This window comes from Bacillus sp. HMSC036E02 (assembly GCF_001836235.1).
Taxonomy (GTDB): domain Bacteria; phylum Bacillota; class Bacilli; order Bacillales; family Bacillaceae_G; genus Bacillus_A; species Bacillus_A cereus.
This window is the reverse complement of sequence record NZ_KV827839.1, coordinates 1-20,203: the sequence shown is the minus strand read 5'-3', so window position 1 is coordinate 20,203 and position 20,203 is coordinate 1. Positions and strand designations below refer to the sequence as shown.

Genomic DNA, 20,203 nt, shown 5'->3' with positions numbered 1-20,203 from the left:
ATCAGCAAGTGGAGCGGTAGTATTAACAGCATTAATCGTATTTTTATCAAGCGTATTAGTATAATAGAAGTTTTAAATTAAACAAAAAAGGAAGGAGAATGAGGGATATGAACAGTGAACAAGTGTTTCAAGTAACAAAAACAGATTTATTAGGATCCTTAGGTGGAGCGGTAATATTAACATCATTTATTCTATTCCTTGCAAATGTATTAGTATGAGATATATAAATACAATCATTCAAAAAAAATAAAGACTCTAACGTATTAGTAAGTAGTTAATATGTTGGAGTCTTTTTTATATTCTTCTTATATACCCTCAAGTATTAAAGTTACCTCATTATCCAGCATTCATGGCTAATTAAACGCTGCGGTTGAAACTTGATTCAACGAATAATCAAAAATCTACTGAATAAAATCCCGCTTTATTTCAAAGAGAAAAAAGTCGAATTTTATATGTAAGAAAAAAAGAGGAATTTGACAGAAAAGATAGAAAATTTTAAAGGTCAGAATTTGTTAGCTTGCTAACTAATTTCTATTAATTAATGTTGGAAGCGTTTTCGGTTGGTTTTAAGTATGGACCATTTAATCTATTTACAGGGGGATGAAGATATTATGAAACAAAAATCTATGGATACGCTAGCTGCACAAATGGAGGACTTTTTTCCAGTACGTGATGTAGATCATTTGGAATTTTACGTAGGGAATGCAAAGCAATCGAGTTATTATCTTGCGAGAGCGTTCGGATTCAAAATTGTGGCTTACTCTGGATTAGAAACTGGAAACCGTGAAAAGGTATCTTATGTTCTTGTGCAAAAAAATATGCGTTTCGTTGTGTCTGGAGCTTTAAGTAGTGAAAATCGTATTGCAGAGTTTGTAAAGACTCATGGTGATGGCGTGAAGGATGTGGCACTACTTGTTGATGATGTTGATAAAGCATACTCAGAAGCAGTGAAACGTGGTGCCGTCGCAATTGCTCCACCACAGGAATTAACAGATGAGGACGGTACATTGAAAAAAGCAGTTATTGGTACGTATGGTGATACAATTCATACGCTTGTAGAGCGTAAAAATTATAAAGGGGCATTTATGCCAGGATTCCAAAAGGTAGAATTTAATATTCCATTTGAGGAGTCTGGTTTAATTGCTGTTGATCATGTAGTTGGTAATGTTGAAAAAATGGAAGAGTGGGTTAGTTATTACGAGAATGTTATGGGCTTTAAACAAATGATTCATTTTGATGATGACGATATTAGTACAGAGTATTCGGCGTTAATGTCAAAAGTTATGACGAATGGAAGTCGTATTAAGTTTCCTATTAACGAACCAGCAGACGGAAAGAGAAAGTCACAAATTCAAGAGTATCTAGAATTCTATAATGGAGCTGGTGTACAACATCTTGCTTTATTAACAAGTGATATTGTTAAAACAGTTGAAGCGCTTCGTGCAAATGGGGTGGAGTTTTTAGATACACCTGATACTTATTACGATGAGCTAACTGCACGAGTTGGAAAAATCGATGAAGAAATTGATAAGTTAAAAGAATTAAAGATCTTAGTAGATCGTGATGATGAAGGTTACTTACTACAAATCTTTACGAAACCAATTGTAGATCGTCCGACTTTATTTATTGAAATCATTCAACGTAAAGGTTCTCGAGGATTTGGTGAAGGAAACTTTAAAGCGTTATTCGAATCAATTGAAAGAGAACAAGAGCGTCGCGGAAACTTATAAGATTTGTATCCACCAGCAAAAGTCCCTTTGCTGGTGGAAATTTCATTTTTATAAGGAGGAATCAGGATGAAATTTGTTACATTTCGTCTTCCTTCAAAAGAACTACGGGCTGGATGGCTTGAAGGTGACAAAGTAATAGATATGAATCTTGCTAGTGAAGGGGAAATCCCTTCTTCTATGATGGATTTTTTAGAGAAAGCGGATGAGTATGTAGAAGTAGTGCGGAATATTAAGAATCCAAATAAGGGTATATATGCTTTAGAAGAAGTACAATTGACAGCTGCTCTTCCTAATCCGAGTAGTATTCGAGATTTTTACGCATTTGAACAACATGTAAAAACAGCTCGTGGACGAAGAGGATTAGATGTTGTGCCTGAATGGTATGATATTCCGGTTTTTTATTTTACTAATCATCGTGCTGTAATTGGTTCCGGTGATTTTGTAATTGGTCCGAAAAAGTCTAAAAAGCTTGATTATGAGTTGGAGATTGCTTGCGTAATAGGAAGAGAAGGGCGAAATATTTCTCGAGAGCAAGCAGAGGAATATATTTTTGGTTATTGTATTATGAACGACTGGAGTGCGAGAGACTTACAAGCAACAGAAATGAAAGTAGGTCTCGGTCCAGCGAAGGGAAAAGACTTTGCAACTTCATTAGGAGCACATCTCGTTACGAAAGAGGAATTAGACGTTTATCGTAATGGTGATCGATATAATTTAGAAATGACTGCTCATGTAAATGGAAAACTATTATCAAAAGGAAACTTCCAAGATATTTACTATACATTTGCTGAAATGATTGAACGTGCTTCAGAGGACGTTACGTTATATCCAGGAGATGTGATTGGTTCTGGGACAGTAGGAACAGGATGTATTTTAGAACTGGGCACAGAAGAGTGGCTACAAGATGGAGATGTTGTAGAACTGTCGATTACTGGTTTAGGTACACTACGTAATACGATAAAAAAAGAAAAGGAAGCGGGTGATGGGCATGTTTTATCGTCACATGGGAGAACTACCTCATAAACGACATGTACAATTTCGTAAAAAAGATGGGTCGCTTTATCGTGAACAGGTAATGGGAACAAAAGGTTTTTCTGGTACGCAGTCTATTTTGTATCATCATTATATGCCAACAGAAGTAGGTCATTCTGCATTATCGCATTCTTGTCAGTTGCAGTATGAAGAGGATGTTGCTCTTTCTCATCGCCACTTTCGAACGAAAGAAAGTAAAAAAAGTGGTGATGCAATAAGTGGACGGAATTTCATACTTGGAAATGAAGATTTGTTAATTGGAGTAGTGAGTCCAACAGAAAAAATGGATTATTTCTATCGTAATGGTGATGGCGATGAAATGTTATTTGTTCATTATGGAACAGGGAAAATTGAAACGATGTTTGGAACGATTCACTATAGAAAAGGCGACTATGTAACGATTCCAATTGGAACGATTTATCGTGTTATTCCAGATGAAGGAGAGACTAAGTTTCTTGTTGTAGAGGCAAATAGCCAAATTACAACGCCGCGTCGTTATCGAAATGAATACGGACAATTGTTAGAGCATAGTCCGTTTTGTGAAAGAGATCTTCGTGGTCCAGAAAAATTAGAGACATATGATGAAAAAGGCGAGTTTGTCGTAATGACAAAATCAAGAGGCTATATGCATAAACATGTTTTAGGACACCACCCGTTAGATGTTGTTGGATGGGATGGCTATTTATATCCGTGGGTATTTAATGTAGAGGATTTTGAACCAATTACAGGGCGCATTCATCAGCCACCGCCAGTACATCAAACATTTGAAGGACATAATTTTGTTATTTGCTCTTTCGTACCACGTTTATACGATTATCATCCAGAGTCAATTCCAGCACCATATTATCATAGTAATGTTAATAGTGATGAAGTTCTTTACTATGTAGAAGGAAACTTTATGAGTCGCAAAGGTGTGGAAGAAGGTTCTATTACACTTCATCCGAGCGGGATTCCCCATGGACCGCATCCGGGGAAAACAGAGGCAAGTATAGGGAAGAAAGAGACGCTTGAATTAGCTGTTATGATAGACACATTCCGTCCGCTTCGTATTGTAAAACAAGCACATGAAACAGAAGATGAAAAGTATATGTATAGCTGGATTGAACAAGGTTCATATACTGTGAAATAAGTAAAAAAGGCATGCTCTCAATAAGGGGGCATGCCTTTTTCACGGAATCGACATGTATAATAATACCAAAAAAATAATGGAAAGATATATAGAAAGAATAATAAGGATCGTGCATATTCAGAAGAATTTCTACTTGTTTCGACAAAAGTATTGACTAGGAAAAGCGTAATGAGTAAAATAAAAAAGCGAATTAAAAATTTTCAGAAAATTTAAAACTTGGAGGAGTGAAAGATGAAGCAAATTTTTCAAAAGAAGCCAATTGCAAAGTTAATGCATGAAAGTAAGCAAAAAACGTTAGCAAGAACATTGGGTGCGCTAGATTTAACTATGCTTGGAATCGGAGCAATTGTTGGAACTGGTATTTTTGTTCTAACGGGTGTTGTGGCAGCGAAACATTCTGGGCCAGCTATTATATTATCATTTGCGATTGCCGCGTTAGCTTGTGCCTTTGCTGCATTTTGTTATGCTGAATTTGCTTCTTCAGTTCCTGTCTCGGGCAGTGTGTATACGTATACATACGCGACGATGGGGGAAGTGTTCGCATTTTTAATTGGCTGGGACTTAATGCTTGAATATTTACTTGCTACATCTGCTGTAGCAAACGGTTGGTCTGCATATTTTCAATCTTTATTAAAGGGGTTTGGAATTCACATTCCGACTATTCTCTCCTCGGCTCCTGGTACAGGAAAGGGTGGAATAATTGATCTACCTGCAGTTCTAATTATTTTAGTGATGACAGTTCTTTTATCTAGGGGTGTTCGTGAAAGTGCACGAGTAAATAACATTATGGTATTTATTAAAATAGCAGTTGTTCTTATTTTTATCTTTGCTGGTTTTAATTATGTGAAACCTGAAAACTGGACGCCCTTTATGCCATTTGGTTTAGATGGTGTAATGGCTGGAGCGGCTACAGTATTCTTCGCATTTATAGGATTTGATGCAGTTTCAACAGCGGCAGAAGAAGTGAAACGTCCGCAACGTGATTTACCAATTGGTATTATTGCATCGTTATTAATTTGTACAGTTCTTTATATCGTTGTTTCGCTTATTTTGACAGGGATTGTTCCATACGGCCAGCTAAATATATCAGATCCAGTTGCTTTTGCACTTCAATTTATTGGACAAGATGGTTTAGCGGGGGTAATTTCAGTAGGAGCAATTACAGGAATTACAACAGTAATGCTAGTTATGATGTATGGGCAAGTTCGTGTTTCTTATGCGATGAGCCGAGATGGTTTACTGCCGAAGCGTCTTGCTAAAGTTCATCCGAAATTTAAAACGCCATTTTTAAATACATGGACAACGGGGATTATTGCGGCACTGATTTCAGGATTAATAGATTTAAATGTTTTAGCACATCTTGTAAATATGGGGACATTGTCAGCATTTGCACTTGTAGCTGTTGCGGTAATCGTAATGAGAAGAACTCATCCAGACTTACCAAGGGCATTTAAGGCTCCGCTTGTACCATTTTTACCAGCATTAACAGTGATTTTCTGTTTATACTTAATGCTTCAATTATCAGGGACAGCGTGGATTAGTTTTGGGATATGGATGGTTATTGGTATAGCGGTTTACTTCTTATATAGCCGAAAACATAGTGCTTTAAATAATAGTAAAAAAGAAGAAGATGTTGCAAATTTATAAGCGAAAAAATCCATTCTAATTCTGTTAGAATGGATTTTTTTTATTTGAAAATTTACATTTTTCTGAACTTGTTATAAGATAATTGTTGGCTAACTAAAGGGGTGGAATGATGAAAAATACGTGGCGTGAGTTAAGGGAGATGGACCGTAACGTATGGATTCGATTTATTGGAGAGACGTTAAATGGAATTGCAATGATGATGTTAATGCCTTTTTTTGCATTATATTTAAAAGATAAGGTAGATTCGTTGTTGGAAGTTGGGGTTATTATGGCGCTTTCTCCAATTGCTGCAAGCTTTGGATCACTTATAGGAGGGAGAATTGCTGACATATATGGAAGAAAGCCTATTATGATATTTTCTATGGCAAGTAATGCATTATTAATGCTCGGTTTTCTATTTATAGAAGGATTTATTCCGTATGCAATTTTATCTATTTTTTTAGGGTTGAGTAATTCTTTATTTCATCCAGCTGCATCAGCTATGGTCGCGGATGTAACGGCACCAGAAAAAAGAACAGAGGCATATGGTTTATTACGAATGGGACACAATATAGGTGCTGCGATTGGTCCGATAATGGGAGCATCAGTAGTTGTGTTGTCAAAGAACCTTGTGTTTATTATTGCCTCTTCTACAATGCTATTTTATGCGTTACTTGTATTACTTCTTATTCAAGAGACGATGCCAAAGAGGATAGATAAGGAAGAACATAAAGAAAAGGAATCTGGGGCAGTTTGGAAAATTTTAATGCGAGATAAGGCATTAATGATTTACTTATTAGCAGGTATTATCATTTCGATGGGGTTTTCTCAAACGGAAGGCATGCTGCCACTACATTTTGATAATGAAATGAAGCGTATTTTTGGAACGAATAATCCATATCCATATTTAATGGCGTTAAACGGACTATTAGTTGTTTTATTCCAGTTTCAAATTTCAAAATGGGCTACGGATAAACCAGTTGGGAAGACGATGTTATATGGTGCATGTTTATTCGGGATTGGATTATTTTTTATAGGGTGGTTACCGAAGTGGTTTGGAGAATTTAATACAAATGCTACAATTATTTTAATAACACTACTGTTCGTTTATGCTATATATACGTTAGGTGAAATGATTATGTCGCCTGTACAGATGACATTTGTAGCAAATTTGGCCCCTGAGCATTTGAGAGGGACTTATATGGGAGCTGCAAGTTTGCAGTGGATTACAGGAAGCGCATTTGGCCCACTTTTGGGAGGTTTTTTATTAGATCGGTTACTTGGTCACTTTCTATTTACAATTTTAGCTGTAGGATGTGTAGTTGCAGGTATTGTATATGTTTCTTTAGATCGCCTTGTTGAGCAAAGGCAAAAAGACACACTAACCAAACAATCTTCTTAGTGAATAGGTGACATACACAAAAAAGGGGATTTCTACATATTTTAGGTACATAACTAGATTAGATTGCCATTTTATTTTGTGTACCTATATAGAAAATGAAATGAAAAAACCAATAAGTGATGTTATTTAATTATTTATGGAAGTTACATTTTATTTCAAATAGGAACTACCTATTTTTATAAAAAGTGCTAAAATAGAAAAATGAAAACAATTGGTTAGGGTGATTTCATTGACGAAAATTAAATTAGGTTTATTATATGGTGGAAAATCAGCTGAGCATCAAGTTTCGCTACAGACGGCTCTTGCTGCTATTAAAGCGTTAAATCAAGATAAATTCGAGATTCATCCAATTTATATTACAGAACAAGGTCAATGGGTACGCGGTGAGCGTATTGAAGGCGAAGTAACAGATGTTGAAGCTTTAAAAATGAGCGGTGCAGAAAATGCGATTTCTCCGTTATCATTAAGTACAGAAATTATCCCATCTGCAGCTTCTGAGGAGAACGCTATTGACGTTATTTTCCCATTACTACATGGACCAAACGGTGAAGATGGAACGGTTCAAGGACTATTAGAATTAATGAATATCCCTTATGTAGGAAATGGTGTTCTAGCATCATCTGCTGGTATGGATAAAGTTGTTATGAAAAACATCTTTGCAGAGGCTGGTTTAAAACAAGCAAAATATGCATCCTTCATTCGTAGTGCATGGGAGAAAAATCGTGAGGAAGCTTATTCTAAAGTAGAAGATAAGTTAGGATATCCTTGCTTCGTAAAACCAGCGAACCTTGGTTCAAGTGTTGGTATTAATAAGTGTAAAAATCGTGAAGAACTTGAGGATGCATTTGTAGAGGCATTCCAATTTGATCGCAAAATTATTGTAGAAGAAAATATTGTAGGTCGTGAAGTAGAAGTTGGGGTACTAGGTAATGATGAGCCGAAATGTTCAGTTGTAGGTGAAATCGTTCCGAAAAAGGACTTCTATGATTATAAGTCGAAATATATCGATGGTGATACGGCGCTAATTATTCCAGCTGAAATGACAGAAGAAGAATCTAATGTAATTAAGCGTGATGCGATTATTGCATTCCAATCATTAGACGGTGCAGGTTTAACGCGAGCTGATTTCTTCTTAACGAAAGATGGAGAAGTGTATATTAACGAAGTAAACACAATGCCAGGATTTACACCGTTCAGTATGTTCCCTCTATTATGGCAACATACTGGGTTACCGTATCCAGAATTAATTGAAGAGCTAATTCGTTTAGCGATTGAACGTCACGAAGAAAAACAAAAAATTAAATATACAATCTAACAAAAAAGGAGGAAGCACTATTCGTAGGAATAGTGCTTCCTCTATGTAAGGAGCGTTTCTATATGATAAAGCGAATGTTAAAGCAAGTGGAACAGATGGTAAATGGTACTGGATTAGCAGAGCAATATGAGGGAATTACTATTCAAGGCGTGTCTATTGATACAAGAAAAATTGAAAAAGGAAACTTGTATGTTCCGATTCAAGGGGAGCGCTTCGATGGACATGCTTTTGTAGATAAAGCTGTTGAAAATGGAGCTGTAGCTACATTATGGATGAAAGATGTAGCGAATCCACCTGAGAATCTTCCGGTTATTTTTGTGGAAGACACGCTATCCGCATTGCAAATGTTAGCGAAAAACTATCGCGATCAATTGGATGTTAAAGTTGTAGGTGTAACGGGTAGTAACGGTAAAACATCTACGAAAGATATTGTAACAAGTCTTCTTGCGACTAAATTCAAAGTGCAAAAAACAGAAGGGAACTTCAATAACCATATCGGATTACCTCTTACCATTTTAAACTTAGAAGAAAATACAGAAGTAGCAGTATTAGAGATGGGTATGTCAAGCCGAGGCGAAATTGAATTCTTATCTAAGTTAGCTCGTCCTAATGCAGCTATCATTACGAATATTGGTGAGGCACATTTAATGGATTTAGGGTCTCGTGAGGCAATTGCTGAAGCGAAATTAGAAATTGTTACAGGGTTACAAGAAGGTGGCGTGTTCGTATATAACGGAGATGAGCCTTTATTAACGAATCGTGTTCCTGAAATGAATTTAGCAGCAGAAACGGTTACGTTTGGTGATGCAAGAGCAAACGATTATTATCCAACGACTGTAACATTACAAGCAACTGGGACACATTTCAAAATGAATAGAGATGAAAATATTTCATTCTACTTACCTGTGTTAGGAAAACATAATGTGTATAATACACTTGCTTCAATGGCAATTGCGAAACATTTTGGTGTAACGTGGGAAGAGATGAAAGAAGGTTTAGTAACACTTCAAATGACGGGCATGCGTATGGAAATTGTGAAAACAAATAGTGGTTTAACAATTATCAACGATGCTTATAATGCAAGTCCGACGGCTATGGAAGCAGCATTCCATTTAATGAATGGTTTAGATGGTTTTGCTAAAAAAATCGTTGTGCTCGGTGATATGTTAGAACTTGGAGATCAAGAAGTACAGTTCCATTATGAGGTAGGAAAATTAATCGATCCAGCAAAAATCTCGCATGTATTCACATACGGTAGATTAGGGGCTCAAATTGCTGAAGGAGCGAAAATTAATTTCCCTAATGAACGTGTAAAGGCGTATGATAATAAAGAAGAGTTAGTAAAAGATTTACAAGCAGTAGTCGATGTGAAAGATGTTGTATTAATAAAAGCATCTCGCGGTATGAAATTAGAAGAAGTAATTACGATGTTGAAATAATTGGTGTATATAAATAGGGATGATAGTTACGAAAATAGAAGAAACTTATAATAAGCGCTTACAGTAAATATAAAAAAATAAAAGTGAAGAAAAAAACTCTGAATATGAAAATAAGGTAACAGTTGGGTTTGCTTTTTACACATACAAAACTTATAATTGATAAAGTGTAATAACGTTTAGAAGTATTTTCGTGAAGAATATACGCCCGTTTATATACGTGAGCATTCAGGAAAAGGGCTTTTCCGCAAATTCGGAAAACGCCTTTTTTTAAATGATAAGTATAGGATAGAAAAGGAGAAGTAACATTGACAACATTTCGAGAATTAGGATTAAGTGATTCTTTACTGCAATCTGTTGAAAGTATGGGCTTTGAAGAGGCTACACCAATTCAAGCTGAAACAATTCCACATGCATTGCAAGGTAAAGATATTATTGGGCAAGCGCAAACAGGTACAGGGAAAACAGCAGCATTCGGATTACCACTATTAGATAAAGTGGATACACATAAAGAATCGGTTCAAGGTATTGTTATCGCGCCAACGCGTGAATTAGCAATTCAAGTTGGAGAAGAATTATACAAAATTGGTAAGCATAAACGTGTTCGTATTTTACCAATTTATGGTGGTCAAGATATTAACCGCCAAATTCGTGCTCTAAAAAAACACCCACACATTATTGTTGGTACGCCGGGTCGTATTTTAGATCATATTAACCGTAAAACACTTCGTCTGCAAAACGTAGAGACAGTTGTTCTTGACGAAGCGGATGAAATGTTAAACATGGGCTTCATTGAAGACATTGAAGCAATTTTAACGGATGTGCCAGAAACACATCAAACATTACTATTCTCAGCGACAATGCCGGATCCAATCCGCCGTATTGCTGAGCGTTTCATGACTGAGCCTCAACACATTAAAGTAAAAGCAAAAGAAGTAACAATGCCAAACATTCAGCAGTTCTATTTAGAAGTGCAAGAAAAGAAAAAGTTTGACGTGTTAACACGCTTATTAGATATTCAATCTCCAGAGCTTGCAATCGTATTCGGTCGTACAAAGCGCCGTGTTGATGAATTATCAGAAGCATTAAACTTACGTGGTTATGCTGCAGAAGGTATTCATGGTGATTTAACTCAGGCGAAACGTATGTCTGTATTACGTAAATTTAAAGAAGGTTCTATTGAAGTTCTTGTTGCAACAGACGTTGCTGCACGTGGTCTTGATATTTCAGGCGTAACGCACGTATATAACTTCGATATTCCACAAGATCCAGAATCATACGTTCACCGTATCGGTCGTACTGGTCGTGCAGGTAAAAAAGGTATTGCAATGCTATTTGTAACACCACGTGAATCAGGACAATTAAAAAATATCGAGCGTACAACAAAACGTAAAATGGACCGCATGGATGCACCGACACTTGACGAGGCATTAGAAGGTCAACAACGTTTAATCGCTGAAAAGCTTCAAAGCACAATTGAAAATGAAAACTTAGCATACTACAAGCGTATTGCAGAAGAAATGTTAGAAGAAAATGACTCTGTAACAGTAGTAGCTGCTGCTTTAAAAATGATGACTAAAGAGCCGGATACAACTCCGATCGCTTTAACATCAGAACCACCTGTTGTTTCAAGAGGCGGCGGTTCTAAAAAACGCGGCGGTAACGGAGGCGGATACCGTGATGGTAACCGTAATCGTAGTCGTGATGCACGCGGCGGTGGCGATGGACGTAATCGTGACCGTAACCGTGATGGACGTAATCGTGACGGAAACCGTGATCGCAATCGTGATGGTAACCGCGATCGTAATCGTGATGGTGGTAGTCGTGGTCGTAGAGGTGAAGGCCAAGGTCGCCCTGGTTCTTCAAATGGACGCGGCGAAAGAAAACATCATAGCCGTCCACAAGCTTAATAAAAAAAAGAGAATGCCCTTTGCGGGCATTCTCTTTTTTTATTTCTATAATTGTGCATACTATATAATAGTTATGATAGAAAAGGGGCTGTTATATGCTTGTAAGGCTTGGTTACGTTGCGATGAGTGTACATTTGAAGAATGCATCTCCATCTCAAACGATGACGTATGCACAGTTTCAGAAATTAGATGATCGTGCTGCTGCAATTCGTAAACTTGAAAGAATTGCTAATTCCAATTTAGAAAATTGTTTACGTTTATTAAAGCATAATAAAGGGCATGACATATCTTTCTTTCGGCTCAGTTCAAAGCTCATTCCTTTAGCGAATCATGAGGAATTGCTAGAGTGGAACTATATTCGTCCTTTAAAAGAAAATTTAAAAAAACTAGGTGAATATGCAGTTCATATGAATATGAGAATTGATTTCCATCCAGATCATTTTGTTGTACTAAATTCACCTGAGGAGAGTGTTTTTAAACAATCTGTAAAAACATTGCAGATGCACAAAAAATTATTAAAAGGTATGGGGATTGAACATAAGCAACGATGTGTACTGCATGTTGGAGGAGGATATAAAGATAAAGAACTTGCATTAGAGCGCTTTATAGAGAATTGGTCGAATGTCCCAAGGGGTATTCAAGAAATGATTATATTAGAAAATGATGATACAACCTTTACGTTAGAGGAAACATTATATTTAGGAGAAAAATTAGATATTCCCGTCGTATTTGACTTGCATCACCATATGATGAATAATGAGCAAGAAGATTGGTATGAAGACTGGGCACGTGTCGTTCATACGTGGGAAACGTCTTTGTTGCCGGTTAAAATGCATATCTCTAGCCCTAGAGAGGGAAAAGATCCAAGAGCTCATGCAGATTATATTAATGTAGAGGCATTTTTATCTTTTTTAAGAAGGATAAAGGGAAGTGTTCCGCAAATTGATTGTATGATTGAGGCGAAGATGAAGGATGAGTCTTTATTTCAATTAATGAGAGATTTAAGTGAACAAGTAGATGTAGAAATTATCGATGGTGCAAGCTTTTATATTAAATAAGCTTTGCACCATCGTTTTTTTTGGTTAAAAAAGGGGTTAAAATGCCACCGGTTATTAAACCTGTTAAATGACTGATCGGATTGGCAGAAGGGTTAAAGAAAGTAAATAGCAGTAATAGAAGAATCATAATTGAGAAAATGGCAATTTCTTTTGGTTTTGAAGAGCGGTATCGATTGTACAATAAAAATAACTGTGCACCTAATAGTCCGAAAATACCACCTGATGCACCTGCGTGAATATATTCAAGCGGCATAATAATATAAGAAGAAATATTTCCAGAAATTCCAGAGAGAAAAAATAGAATAGAAAAAGAAAAGTGTCCGAGTTGTTTTTCGATAGAAGAACCAAGAGCAAACAAAAAAATACTATTAGAAAGAAAATGTTGTAAGTCTACGTGTACGAGAAGAGAAGTTATGACACGCCACCATTCTCCTTTAGCAATATATTCATTAGAGGCTGCCAGTGGCAAGAGAAAAAAGTCGCCTAATATCATCATGACTAAATGAATAAGAAGTAAGGTAAGAATAGTCGGTTGTAAAGAAATATGAGTGGATCTTATTAGCATACGGTTACTTTCACCCCTTTTGCATCAGAAAGATTCTCTGTTATTCTTATCAATATGAAAGAAGAAAGTTAAATAGAAGAAGGGGATTTCGAAATGATTATAGGGATTGGTATCGATATTATTGAATTAAATCGTATTGAAAAAATGCTAGATGGAAAGCTTAAATTTATGGAACGTATTTTAACGGAAAATGAACGTAATGTTGCTATGGAGCTGAAAGGAAGTCGCCTTACAGAGTTTGTAGCTGGAAGGTTTGCAGCGAAAGAGGCGTATTCAAAAGCTGTAGGTACTGGTATCGGAAAAGAAGTGAGTTTTTTAGATATTGAAGTGAAAAATGATGAAAGAGGTAAGCCAATTCTGATTACAAGTACAGAGTATATTGTTCATTTATCAATTAGTCATAGTAAGGAATTTGCTGTTGCTCAAGTTGTTTTAGAAAGCTCGTCACGCTAGTCTGCATATTTTATATCTTTGTCTCATATATTTGAGGTAGCGATAAGGAAGGTACATCTTCCATTCATTTATAGGGGCAAAGGGGCTGAATTGATGAAAAGGCGTCTGTTTTTAGTTCTTGTCGGTTTGTTGACCGTTTTTGTGTTGGCGGGTTGTATGGAAAAGAAGCAAGATGATGTCGTGAGAGATTTAGAATCAAAAGTAAAAGGGATGAAAAGTTATCAAGCTGAGGCAAAATTATCTATTAAAACAGGCAATGAGCCTCAAGAGTATAACGTAGAGATTTGGCATAAGGAACCGTCTTTTTATCGTGTGAATTTAAAAAATGCAAAAAAAGATCAGAGCCAAATTATTTTGAGAAATGAAGAAGGTGTATTTGTATTAACGCCAGCACTTAATAAGAGCTTCCGTTTTCAAAGTGATTGGCCGCAAAATAGTAGCCAGGCTTATTTATATGAATCACTTGTAAGAGATATTTTGCAGGACAAGAAAAACCTTACTTTTGAGAAAACAGATAAGTATTATATTTTTAAAACAAAAACAAACTATCAACATCAAAATATGTTGCCGAGACAAGAGATTACATTGAATAAGAGCGACTTGACTCCAGTTTCAGTGAAGTTGATGGATAATGATCAAAATGTTCTTGTGAAAGTAGATTTCTCTAAAGTGAAATTCGATGCGAAATTTGATAAAGGTGCATTTGATACGAAACAAAATATGTCTAGAGCACAGATAGATGTTCAAACAACAGCGAAAGAAGACAAACCGTTTGCTATTTTGTATCCACTTGATACACCACAAGGTATGACTCTGCAAGATGAAAAAGAGTTGAAGACAGACAGTGGCAAGCGTGCGATACTCACATACACTGGAAATAAGAAATCCTTTACTTTAATACAAGAAAAGGCAAAAGTTGCAGAGGCATCATCAGCGGTAAGTGTAAGTGGAGAACCAGTTGATCTTGGGTTTACGATTGGTGCATTAACGAAAGACTCTGTAACGTGGTCGCATAACGGAGTAGAATATATGCTCGTGTCTAAAGGTTTAGAGCCGAAGGAGCTGTTAATGGTTGCTCGTTCAGTTACAGCGAAGCAGGTGAAGTAAACTTCTTAGACGTGGTGATATATGTGCACCACGTCTTTTCTTAGTTTGAAGGTGGATTTCATAAAAGAAGCATATAAAAGAATAAGCTTCGCATATCGTGTATAAGGAAGTGTATTTATGGAAGAAGCACCATTTTACCGTGACACTTGGGTGGAAGTGGATTTAGATGCCATTTATAACAACGTTACACATATTAAAGAGTTCATCCCAAGTAATGTAGAGATTTTTGCTGTAGTTAAAGCAAACGCATATGGGCACGATTATGTACCGGTGGCTAAAACGGCATTAGAAGCAGGTGCAACAAGGTTAGCTGTTGCTTTTTTAGATGAAGCTTTAGTGCTTCGGAGGGCTGGTATTACTGAGCCGATTTTAGTGTTAGGTCCCTCGCCGCCGCGTGATGTAAATGTAGCTGCTGAAAATGATGTAGCGCTAACTGTTTTTCAAAAAGAATGGGTGGACGAAGCAATTAAACTTTGGGATGGTTCATCTGTAATGAAATTCCATATTAACTTTGATAGTGGTATGGGGAGAATTGGAATACGTGAAAGAAAAGAGCTAAAAGAATTTTTAAAGAGTTTAGAGGGTGCACCGTTTTTAGAGTTAGAAGGAGTATACACGCATTTTGCAACGGCAGATGAGGTTGAGACTTCGTATTTTGATAAGCAATATAACACGTTCTTGGAGCAGTTAAGTTGGTTGAAAGAATTCGGAGTGGATCCTAAGTTTGTTCATACAGCTAATAGTGCTGCGACGTTACGTTTTCAAGGGATTACATTTAATGCAGTGCGAATTGGGATTGCAATGTATGGATTATCTCCTTCTGTAGAAATACGTCCTTTTTTACCATTTGAATTAGAACCGGCGCTATCACTTCATACGAAAGTTGCTCATATTAAACAGGTAATTAAAGGTGATGGAATTAGTTATAACGTCACCTATCGAACGAAAACTGAAGAATGGATTGCGACTGTAGCGATTGGCTATGCAGATGGGTGGCTTAGAAGGTTACAAGGATTTGAAGTGCTTATAAATGGTAAAAGGGTACCGATTGTAGGGCGAGTAACAATGGATCAGTTCATGATTCATCTTCCTTGTGAAGTGCCACTTGGTACGAAAGTTACGCTTATTGGAAGGCAAGGAGATGAGTATATTAGCGCTACAGAGGTTGCGGAATACTCAGGGACTATTAATTATGAAATTATTGCAACGATCAGTTTCCGTGTGCCAAGAATATTTATACGGAATGGTAAGGTTGTAGAGATAATTAATTACTTGAACAATATATAGAAGGTAGTATGATTGCTTCTTGTCATTGGAGTGACTGTTCATTGCTGGATAATAAGCTCTTTTTGATGAGAAGCTTTTTACTTATAATCATTTTTTATATAAGTTGCACGTAAGTTTTGAAGAGGAGTTCTATTGTTTTTAGTTAGTTATGAGATAAAAAATTTAAGAAGATGAATGTTTTGTTTGTGAATTGGAAAACATAAGCAAGGAATAAGGAAGTCTTTGCAACAGGCTCCATACAATGGTATTATTACAATAGGTGTCATATATATATTTGGGTGTGTAGTTGACGGTGGAGGTGTATTTTTGTGTCCGAATCAAGTGTAACTACTGAAATCGTGGTTCGGTTGCCAAAGCAAATGGTAACGGAATTGGACGGAATTGGAAAACAAGAGAATAAGAATCGCCATGAACTAATTTGCCAGGCAACACAATTGTTATTGCGTCAACATAAGACGAAGAAACGCTACCAACATGAATCAATGCGACGTGGGTACATTGAAATGGGAAAAATTAATCTTGGTATTGCATCTGAAGCTTTCTTAGCAGAGTATGAAGCAGCTCATACAGTAGAACGCTTAGTTAGCGGGGGGTAATATTTTGATTGTAAAACGCGGCGACGTGTATTTTGCAGACCTTTCCCCAGTTGTTGGTTCTGAGCAAGGAGGCGTTCGTCCGGTTCTTGTCATTCAAAATGACATCGGAAATCGTTTTAGTCCAACGGTGATTGTAGCGGCTATTACTGCACAGATTCAAAAAGCGAAATTACCCACTCATGTGGAAATTGATGCGAAAAAGTATGGTTTTGAGAGAGATTCTGTTATTTTACTTGAGCAGATTCGAACAATCGATAAGCAACGCTTAACGGACAAAATCACTCATTTGGATGAAGTGATGATGAGTCGTGTAGATGAAGCGTTACAAATTAGTTTAGGACTAATAGATTTTTAAATCGGCAGTTTAAGTTGCTCTCTTTGAAGGGCAACTTTTTTTATTATAGAGGAGGTTGCGGTTGTATATGGAAATGGTAGATAATCGACAAGCGTTAATGAAAATGTTAGTGAAAGAATTAGGCTTTACCGAAAAGCAAGTTCGTCATGTTATTCAATTAACAGAAGAAGGTAACACAGTTCCATTTATTGCTCGTTACCGAAAAGAATGGACAGGCTCTTTAGATGAGGTGCAAATTCGTACGATTTTAGAGAGATGGCAATATATGATGCAACTTGAAGATAGGAAGGAAGAAGTTCTTCGTCTTATTGATGAGAAGGGGAAACTGACAGAAGAGCTACGACAGCAAATTGTTAAAGCTACAAAGTTGCAAGAAGTAGAAGATCTATATCGTCCATATAAAGAGAAAAGAAGAACGAAAGCGACAATCGCTAAAGAAAAGGGATTAGAACCATTAGCTGAATGGTTATTGTTATATAAAAAAGAAGATCCGGCTAAAAAGGCAGTGGAATTTATTAATGTAGAGAAAGAAGTGCAATCTGCAGAAGAAGCTTTACAAGGTGCACAAGACATTATTGCAGAAATGGTTTCAGATGAAGCTGCGTATCGTAGTTGGATTCGAAATGTTACTTTTAGAAAAGGTGTTATGTCTTCGTCCGTGAAAGATGAAGAAAAAGATGAAAAGAATATATATGAAATGTATTACAGTTATGAAGAACCATTGCAAAAAGTAGTACCACATCGTGTATTAGCAATGAATCGTGGCGAGAAAGAAGATATATTGAGAGTTGCTGTTGTTCCGCCAGTAGATGAGATAGTAACTTTCTTAAATAAGAAAGTAATTCGTGATAACGATTCGAAAAGTGCACATTATGTACAATTAGCGATTGAAGATGGTTATAAACGATTAATTCAATCTTCAATCGAAAGAGAAATTCGTAAAGAATTAACAGAAACAGCTGAAGAACAAGCGATACATATTTTCTCTGAGAACTTACGTAACTTATTATTACAACCTCCGATGAAAGGGAAAGTCGTGCTAGCGGTAGATCCGGCATATAGAACTGGTTGTAAATTGTCTGTAGTAGATGATACGGGGAAAGTACTACATATCGATGTTATTTATCCGCATCCACCTGTTCGTAAATATGATGATGCAAAAACGAAAGTTCTTTCTATTATAGATAAATATCAAGTTGAAATGATTGCAATTGGTAATGGGACAGCATCTAGAGAAACAGAAGAGTTTATAGTAGATGTATTGCAAAGTGTGAACCGAGATGTCTTTTATATTATTGTAAATGAAGCGGGTGCTAGTGTATATTCAGCTTCTGATTTAGCTCGTGAGGAATTCCCAAATTTACAAGTTGAAGAGAGAAGTGCCGTTTCTATTGGAAGACGTCTGCAAGATCCACTTGCTGAACTTGTGAAAATTGATCCTAAATCAGTTGGGGTTGGACAATACCAACATGATGTATCTCAAAAGAGACTGAATGAGTCATTAACATTTGTAGTAGAAACAGCTGTTAACCAAGTTGGGGTTAATGTAAATACGGCTTCGGTTGCATTGTTACAATATGTTTCAGGTTTATCGAAAACTGTTGCGAAAAATATTGTGGCAAAGAGAGAAGAAGATGGGAAATTCACAAAGCGCACGGAATTAAAGAAAATCCCGCGTTTAGGTGCAAAGACGTATGAACAATGTATAGGTTTCTTACGTATACTAGAAGGAGCGAATCCATTAGATCGAACAGGTATTCATCCAGAGCAATATAAAAATGTTGAATTGTTATTGAAGAGTCTAGGGTTATCGATAGATGACGTAGGACAACCGCAATTACAAAAGAGATTGGAAGAAGTAGAGATTTCTAAGTTATCTCAAGAAACAGGAGTTGGGGAGCCGACGTTAGTTGATATTATAGATGCGCTTATTAGTCCAGAAAGAGATATGAGGGATGAGTTGCCTAAACCACTTCTGAAAAAAGGGATTTTGAAATTAGAAGATTTAAAACGTGGTATGGAACTAGAAGGAACAGTTCGTAACGTTGTTGATTTTGGTGCTTTTGTTGATGTTGGCGTAAAGCAAGATGGTTTAGTACATATTTCTAAACTTAGCAAACAGTTTGTAAAGCATCCGTTAGATGTTGTGTCAGTAGGGAAAATTGTAAAAGTATGGGTAGATGATATTGATACAAAAAAAGGACGCGTTGCACTATCTATGTTGCCGATTGAATAGTAAGAGAAGAGAGCAGACGAAACTGCTCTTTTTTTATGGAATAAAAAGTGTAATGGATTATGAGCTTTGATGTATTTTGCTATAATAAAACCAGCATTCATTTAATAATTTAATTTGATACCGGTTTTTTTCGAAATATGCACGTTGCATTTGTTTTTTTAGCCACGTAGGCATAGGAATCCCTCCTTGTTTAATCCTGCTCTCAAAAATCTAAAATGCTATTGATGAGAGGTTGGTGAGTGGATTTCTATTCATGTTTTGTTTTTAGAAACCACGTTTCTTACATGAGGATGGGTATATGTACTATTTAATATATGTATAAGAAGGGAGAAAAGTGTAAAAATATTTTTTTGTTTAGGAGGAATGAGAGTGGATGAGCAAGAAATTCAGCGACTGGTGGAAGAAGTGTCACTACAATACTTTGAGATGCCGTTCTTACATAAAGCAGTGTTTAATAATAGATTACGTACAACTGGTGGGCGTTATTTATTGAAGAGTCATAATATCGAACTGAATTATCGATATTACGAAGTGTATGGTGAAGAAGAGTTAGTCGGGATTATTAAACATGAGCTTTGTCATTATCACTTACATATTGCAGGAAGAGGGTATAAGCACAGGGACAGGGATTTTCGTGAGTTGTTAAAGAAAGTTGATGCACCACGTTTTTGTAAACAAATGATTAATGAAGAGAAGGAAAAAAAGATTTATAAGTATGAATGTATGGAGTGTTCACTTCAATATGTAAGAAGGCGTCAAATAAATACAAAAAGATATGTCTGTGGAAAGTGTAAAGGGAAACTCAAACCGATATCGAAAAAATCTTGACAGTAAAAACGCAATCCAGTATATTATAAACATGTCACGTTTGAACAAGATGTTGTTAAAAACTTCTTGACTTACAGAGAGAATTTTTATAAGATACAAATTGTCTTCATTATTCCGCAGTAGCTCAGTGGTAGAGCT

20 protein-coding genes are annotated in these 20,203 nt (G+C 36.4%); 18 read left to right on the top strand and 2 right to left on the bottom strand.

Going from position 1 to position 20,203, the window contains the following annotated elements:
• The 11 genes from HMPREF2590_RS29905 to uvsE all read left to right on the top strand — a co-directional run.
• Window positions 1-64: DUF3948 family protein (locus tag HMPREF2590_RS29905; RefSeq protein WP_133059583.1), on the top strand; the 64-nt coding region annotated here is incomplete at its 5' end.
• Between the two features lie 43 nt (window positions 65-107).
• On the top strand, window positions 108-218 hold the full coding sequence (locus tag HMPREF2590_RS12175) for a DUF3948 family protein (RefSeq protein ID WP_001083690.1): 111 nt from the start codon (window positions 108-110) through the stop codon (window positions 216-218).
• A gap of 393 nt (window positions 219-611) precedes the next feature.
• Window positions 612-1,730: a 4-hydroxyphenylpyruvate dioxygenase gene (gene hppD / locus HMPREF2590_RS12170; RefSeq protein WP_000810922.1), complete on the top strand. Its 1,119-nt coding sequence runs from the start codon at window positions 612-614 to the stop codon at window positions 1,728-1,730.
• Between the two features lie 66 nt (window positions 1,731-1,796).
• Window positions 1,797-2,753, top strand: coding sequence for a fumarylacetoacetate hydrolase family protein (locus tag HMPREF2590_RS12165; RefSeq protein ID WP_000673999.1), 957 nt, complete (start codon window positions 1,797-1,799; stop codon window positions 2,751-2,753).
• The gene (locus tag HMPREF2590_RS12160) at window positions 2,719-3,891 is read left to right on the top strand and encodes a homogentisate 1,2-dioxygenase (RefSeq protein WP_013141710.1); all 1,173 of its coding nucleotides are present in this window, start codon (window positions 2,719-2,721) and stop codon (window positions 3,889-3,891) included. The genes HMPREF2590_RS12165 and HMPREF2590_RS12160 overlap by 35 nt, the downstream gene beginning before the upstream one ends.
• A 231-nt stretch (window positions 3,892-4,122) precedes the next feature.
• On the top strand, window positions 4,123-5,538 hold the full coding sequence (gene bcaP / locus HMPREF2590_RS12155) for a branched-chain amino acid transporter BcaP (RefSeq protein ID WP_000809349.1): 1,416 nt from the start codon (window positions 4,123-4,125) through the stop codon (window positions 5,536-5,538).
• A gap of 109 nt (window positions 5,539-5,647) precedes the next feature.
• On the top strand, window positions 5,648-6,919 hold the full coding sequence (locus HMPREF2590_RS12150) for an MDR family MFS transporter (RefSeq protein WP_000799714.1): 1,272 nt from the start codon (window positions 5,648-5,650) through the stop codon (window positions 6,917-6,919).
• 229 nt (window positions 6,920-7,148) lie between these two features.
• Window positions 7,149-8,234, top strand: a complete 1,086-nt coding sequence (locus HMPREF2590_RS12145; protein WP_000161427.1) for a D-alanine--D-alanine ligase — start codon at window positions 7,149-7,151, stop codon at window positions 8,232-8,234.
• Between the two features lie 62 nt (window positions 8,235-8,296).
• The gene (murF, locus tag HMPREF2590_RS12140) at window positions 8,297-9,673 is read left to right on the top strand and encodes a UDP-N-acetylmuramoyl-tripeptide--D-alanyl-D-alanine ligase (RefSeq protein WP_000595961.1); all 1,377 of its coding nucleotides are present in this window, start codon (window positions 8,297-8,299) and stop codon (window positions 9,671-9,673) included.
• Between the two features lie 305 nt (window positions 9,674-9,978).
• Complete coding sequence (cshA, locus tag HMPREF2590_RS12135; protein ID WP_000206585.1) at window positions 9,979-11,580, top strand: degradosome RNA helicase CshA; 1,602 nt, start codon at window positions 9,979-9,981, stop codon at window positions 11,578-11,580.
• Between the two features lie 95 nt (window positions 11,581-11,675).
• Complete coding sequence (uvsE, locus tag HMPREF2590_RS12130) at window positions 11,676-12,638, top strand: UV DNA damage repair endonuclease UvsE (protein ID WP_000961161.1); 963 nt, start codon at window positions 11,676-11,678, stop codon at window positions 12,636-12,638.
• Here the strand turns inward: uvsE and HMPREF2590_RS12125 are convergent.
• Complete coding sequence (locus HMPREF2590_RS12125) at window positions 12,631-13,203, bottom strand: rhomboid family intramembrane serine protease (protein ID WP_070861406.1); 573 nt, start codon at window positions 13,201-13,203, stop codon at window positions 12,631-12,633. The genes uvsE and HMPREF2590_RS12125 overlap by 8 nt on opposite strands.
• A 93-nt stretch (window positions 13,204-13,296) precedes the next feature.
• Here HMPREF2590_RS12125 and acpS point away from each other — a divergent pair, with 93 nt between their 5' ends.
• From acpS to HMPREF2590_RS12095, 6 genes are all read left to right on the top strand, one after another.
• A complete protein-coding gene (gene acpS, locus HMPREF2590_RS12120) occupies window positions 13,297-13,656 on the top strand; it encodes a holo-ACP synthase (RefSeq protein WP_000583417.1) in 360 nt (119 codons plus the stop codon).
• A 156-nt stretch (window positions 13,657-13,812) separates the two neighbouring features.
• Window positions 13,813-14,763, top strand: coding sequence for a LolA family protein (locus HMPREF2590_RS12115; RefSeq protein WP_033689732.1), 951 nt, complete (start codon window positions 13,813-13,815; stop codon window positions 14,761-14,763).
• A gap of 117 nt (window positions 14,764-14,880) precedes the next feature.
• The gene (alr, locus tag HMPREF2590_RS12110) at window positions 14,881-16,050 is read left to right on the top strand and encodes an alanine racemase (protein WP_000390615.1); all 1,170 of its coding nucleotides are present in this window, start codon (window positions 14,881-14,883) and stop codon (window positions 16,048-16,050) included.
• Between the two features lie 308 nt (window positions 16,051-16,358).
• Window positions 16,359-16,646 (top strand): antitoxin EndoAI, encoded by a 288-nt coding sequence (locus HMPREF2590_RS12105; protein ID WP_000004570.1) that lies wholly within the window; start codon window positions 16,359-16,361, stop codon window positions 16,644-16,646.
• A 4-nt stretch (window positions 16,647-16,650) separates the two neighbouring features.
• Window positions 16,651-17,001, top strand: coding sequence for a type II toxin-antitoxin system endoribonuclease NdoA (gene ndoA, locus HMPREF2590_RS12100; protein WP_000635965.1), 351 nt, complete (start codon window positions 16,651-16,653; stop codon window positions 16,999-17,001).
• Window positions 17,002-17,068: 67 nt separating this feature from the next.
• Window positions 17,069-19,237, top strand: a complete 2,169-nt coding sequence (locus HMPREF2590_RS12095; protein ID WP_044306890.1) for a Tex family protein — start codon at window positions 17,069-17,071, stop codon at window positions 19,235-19,237.
• Window positions 19,238-19,294: 57 nt separating this feature from the next.
• Here HMPREF2590_RS12095 and cmpA read toward each other — a convergent pair whose 3' ends face one another.
• Window positions 19,295-19,411, bottom strand: a complete 117-nt coding sequence (gene cmpA / locus HMPREF2590_RS12090) for a cortex morphogenetic protein CmpA (RefSeq protein ID WP_001143642.1) — start codon at window positions 19,409-19,411, stop codon at window positions 19,295-19,297.
• 195 nt (window positions 19,412-19,606) lie between these two features.
• Here cmpA and HMPREF2590_RS12085 point away from each other — a divergent pair, with 195 nt between their 5' ends.
• Window positions 19,607-20,065 carry a SprT family protein gene (locus HMPREF2590_RS12085; protein WP_003311668.1) on the top strand — a complete coding sequence of 153 codons (459 nt, stop codon included), beginning with the start codon at window positions 19,607-19,609 and terminating at the stop codon, window positions 20,063-20,065.
• The last annotated feature ends 138 nt before the right edge of the window (window positions 20,066-20,203 follow it).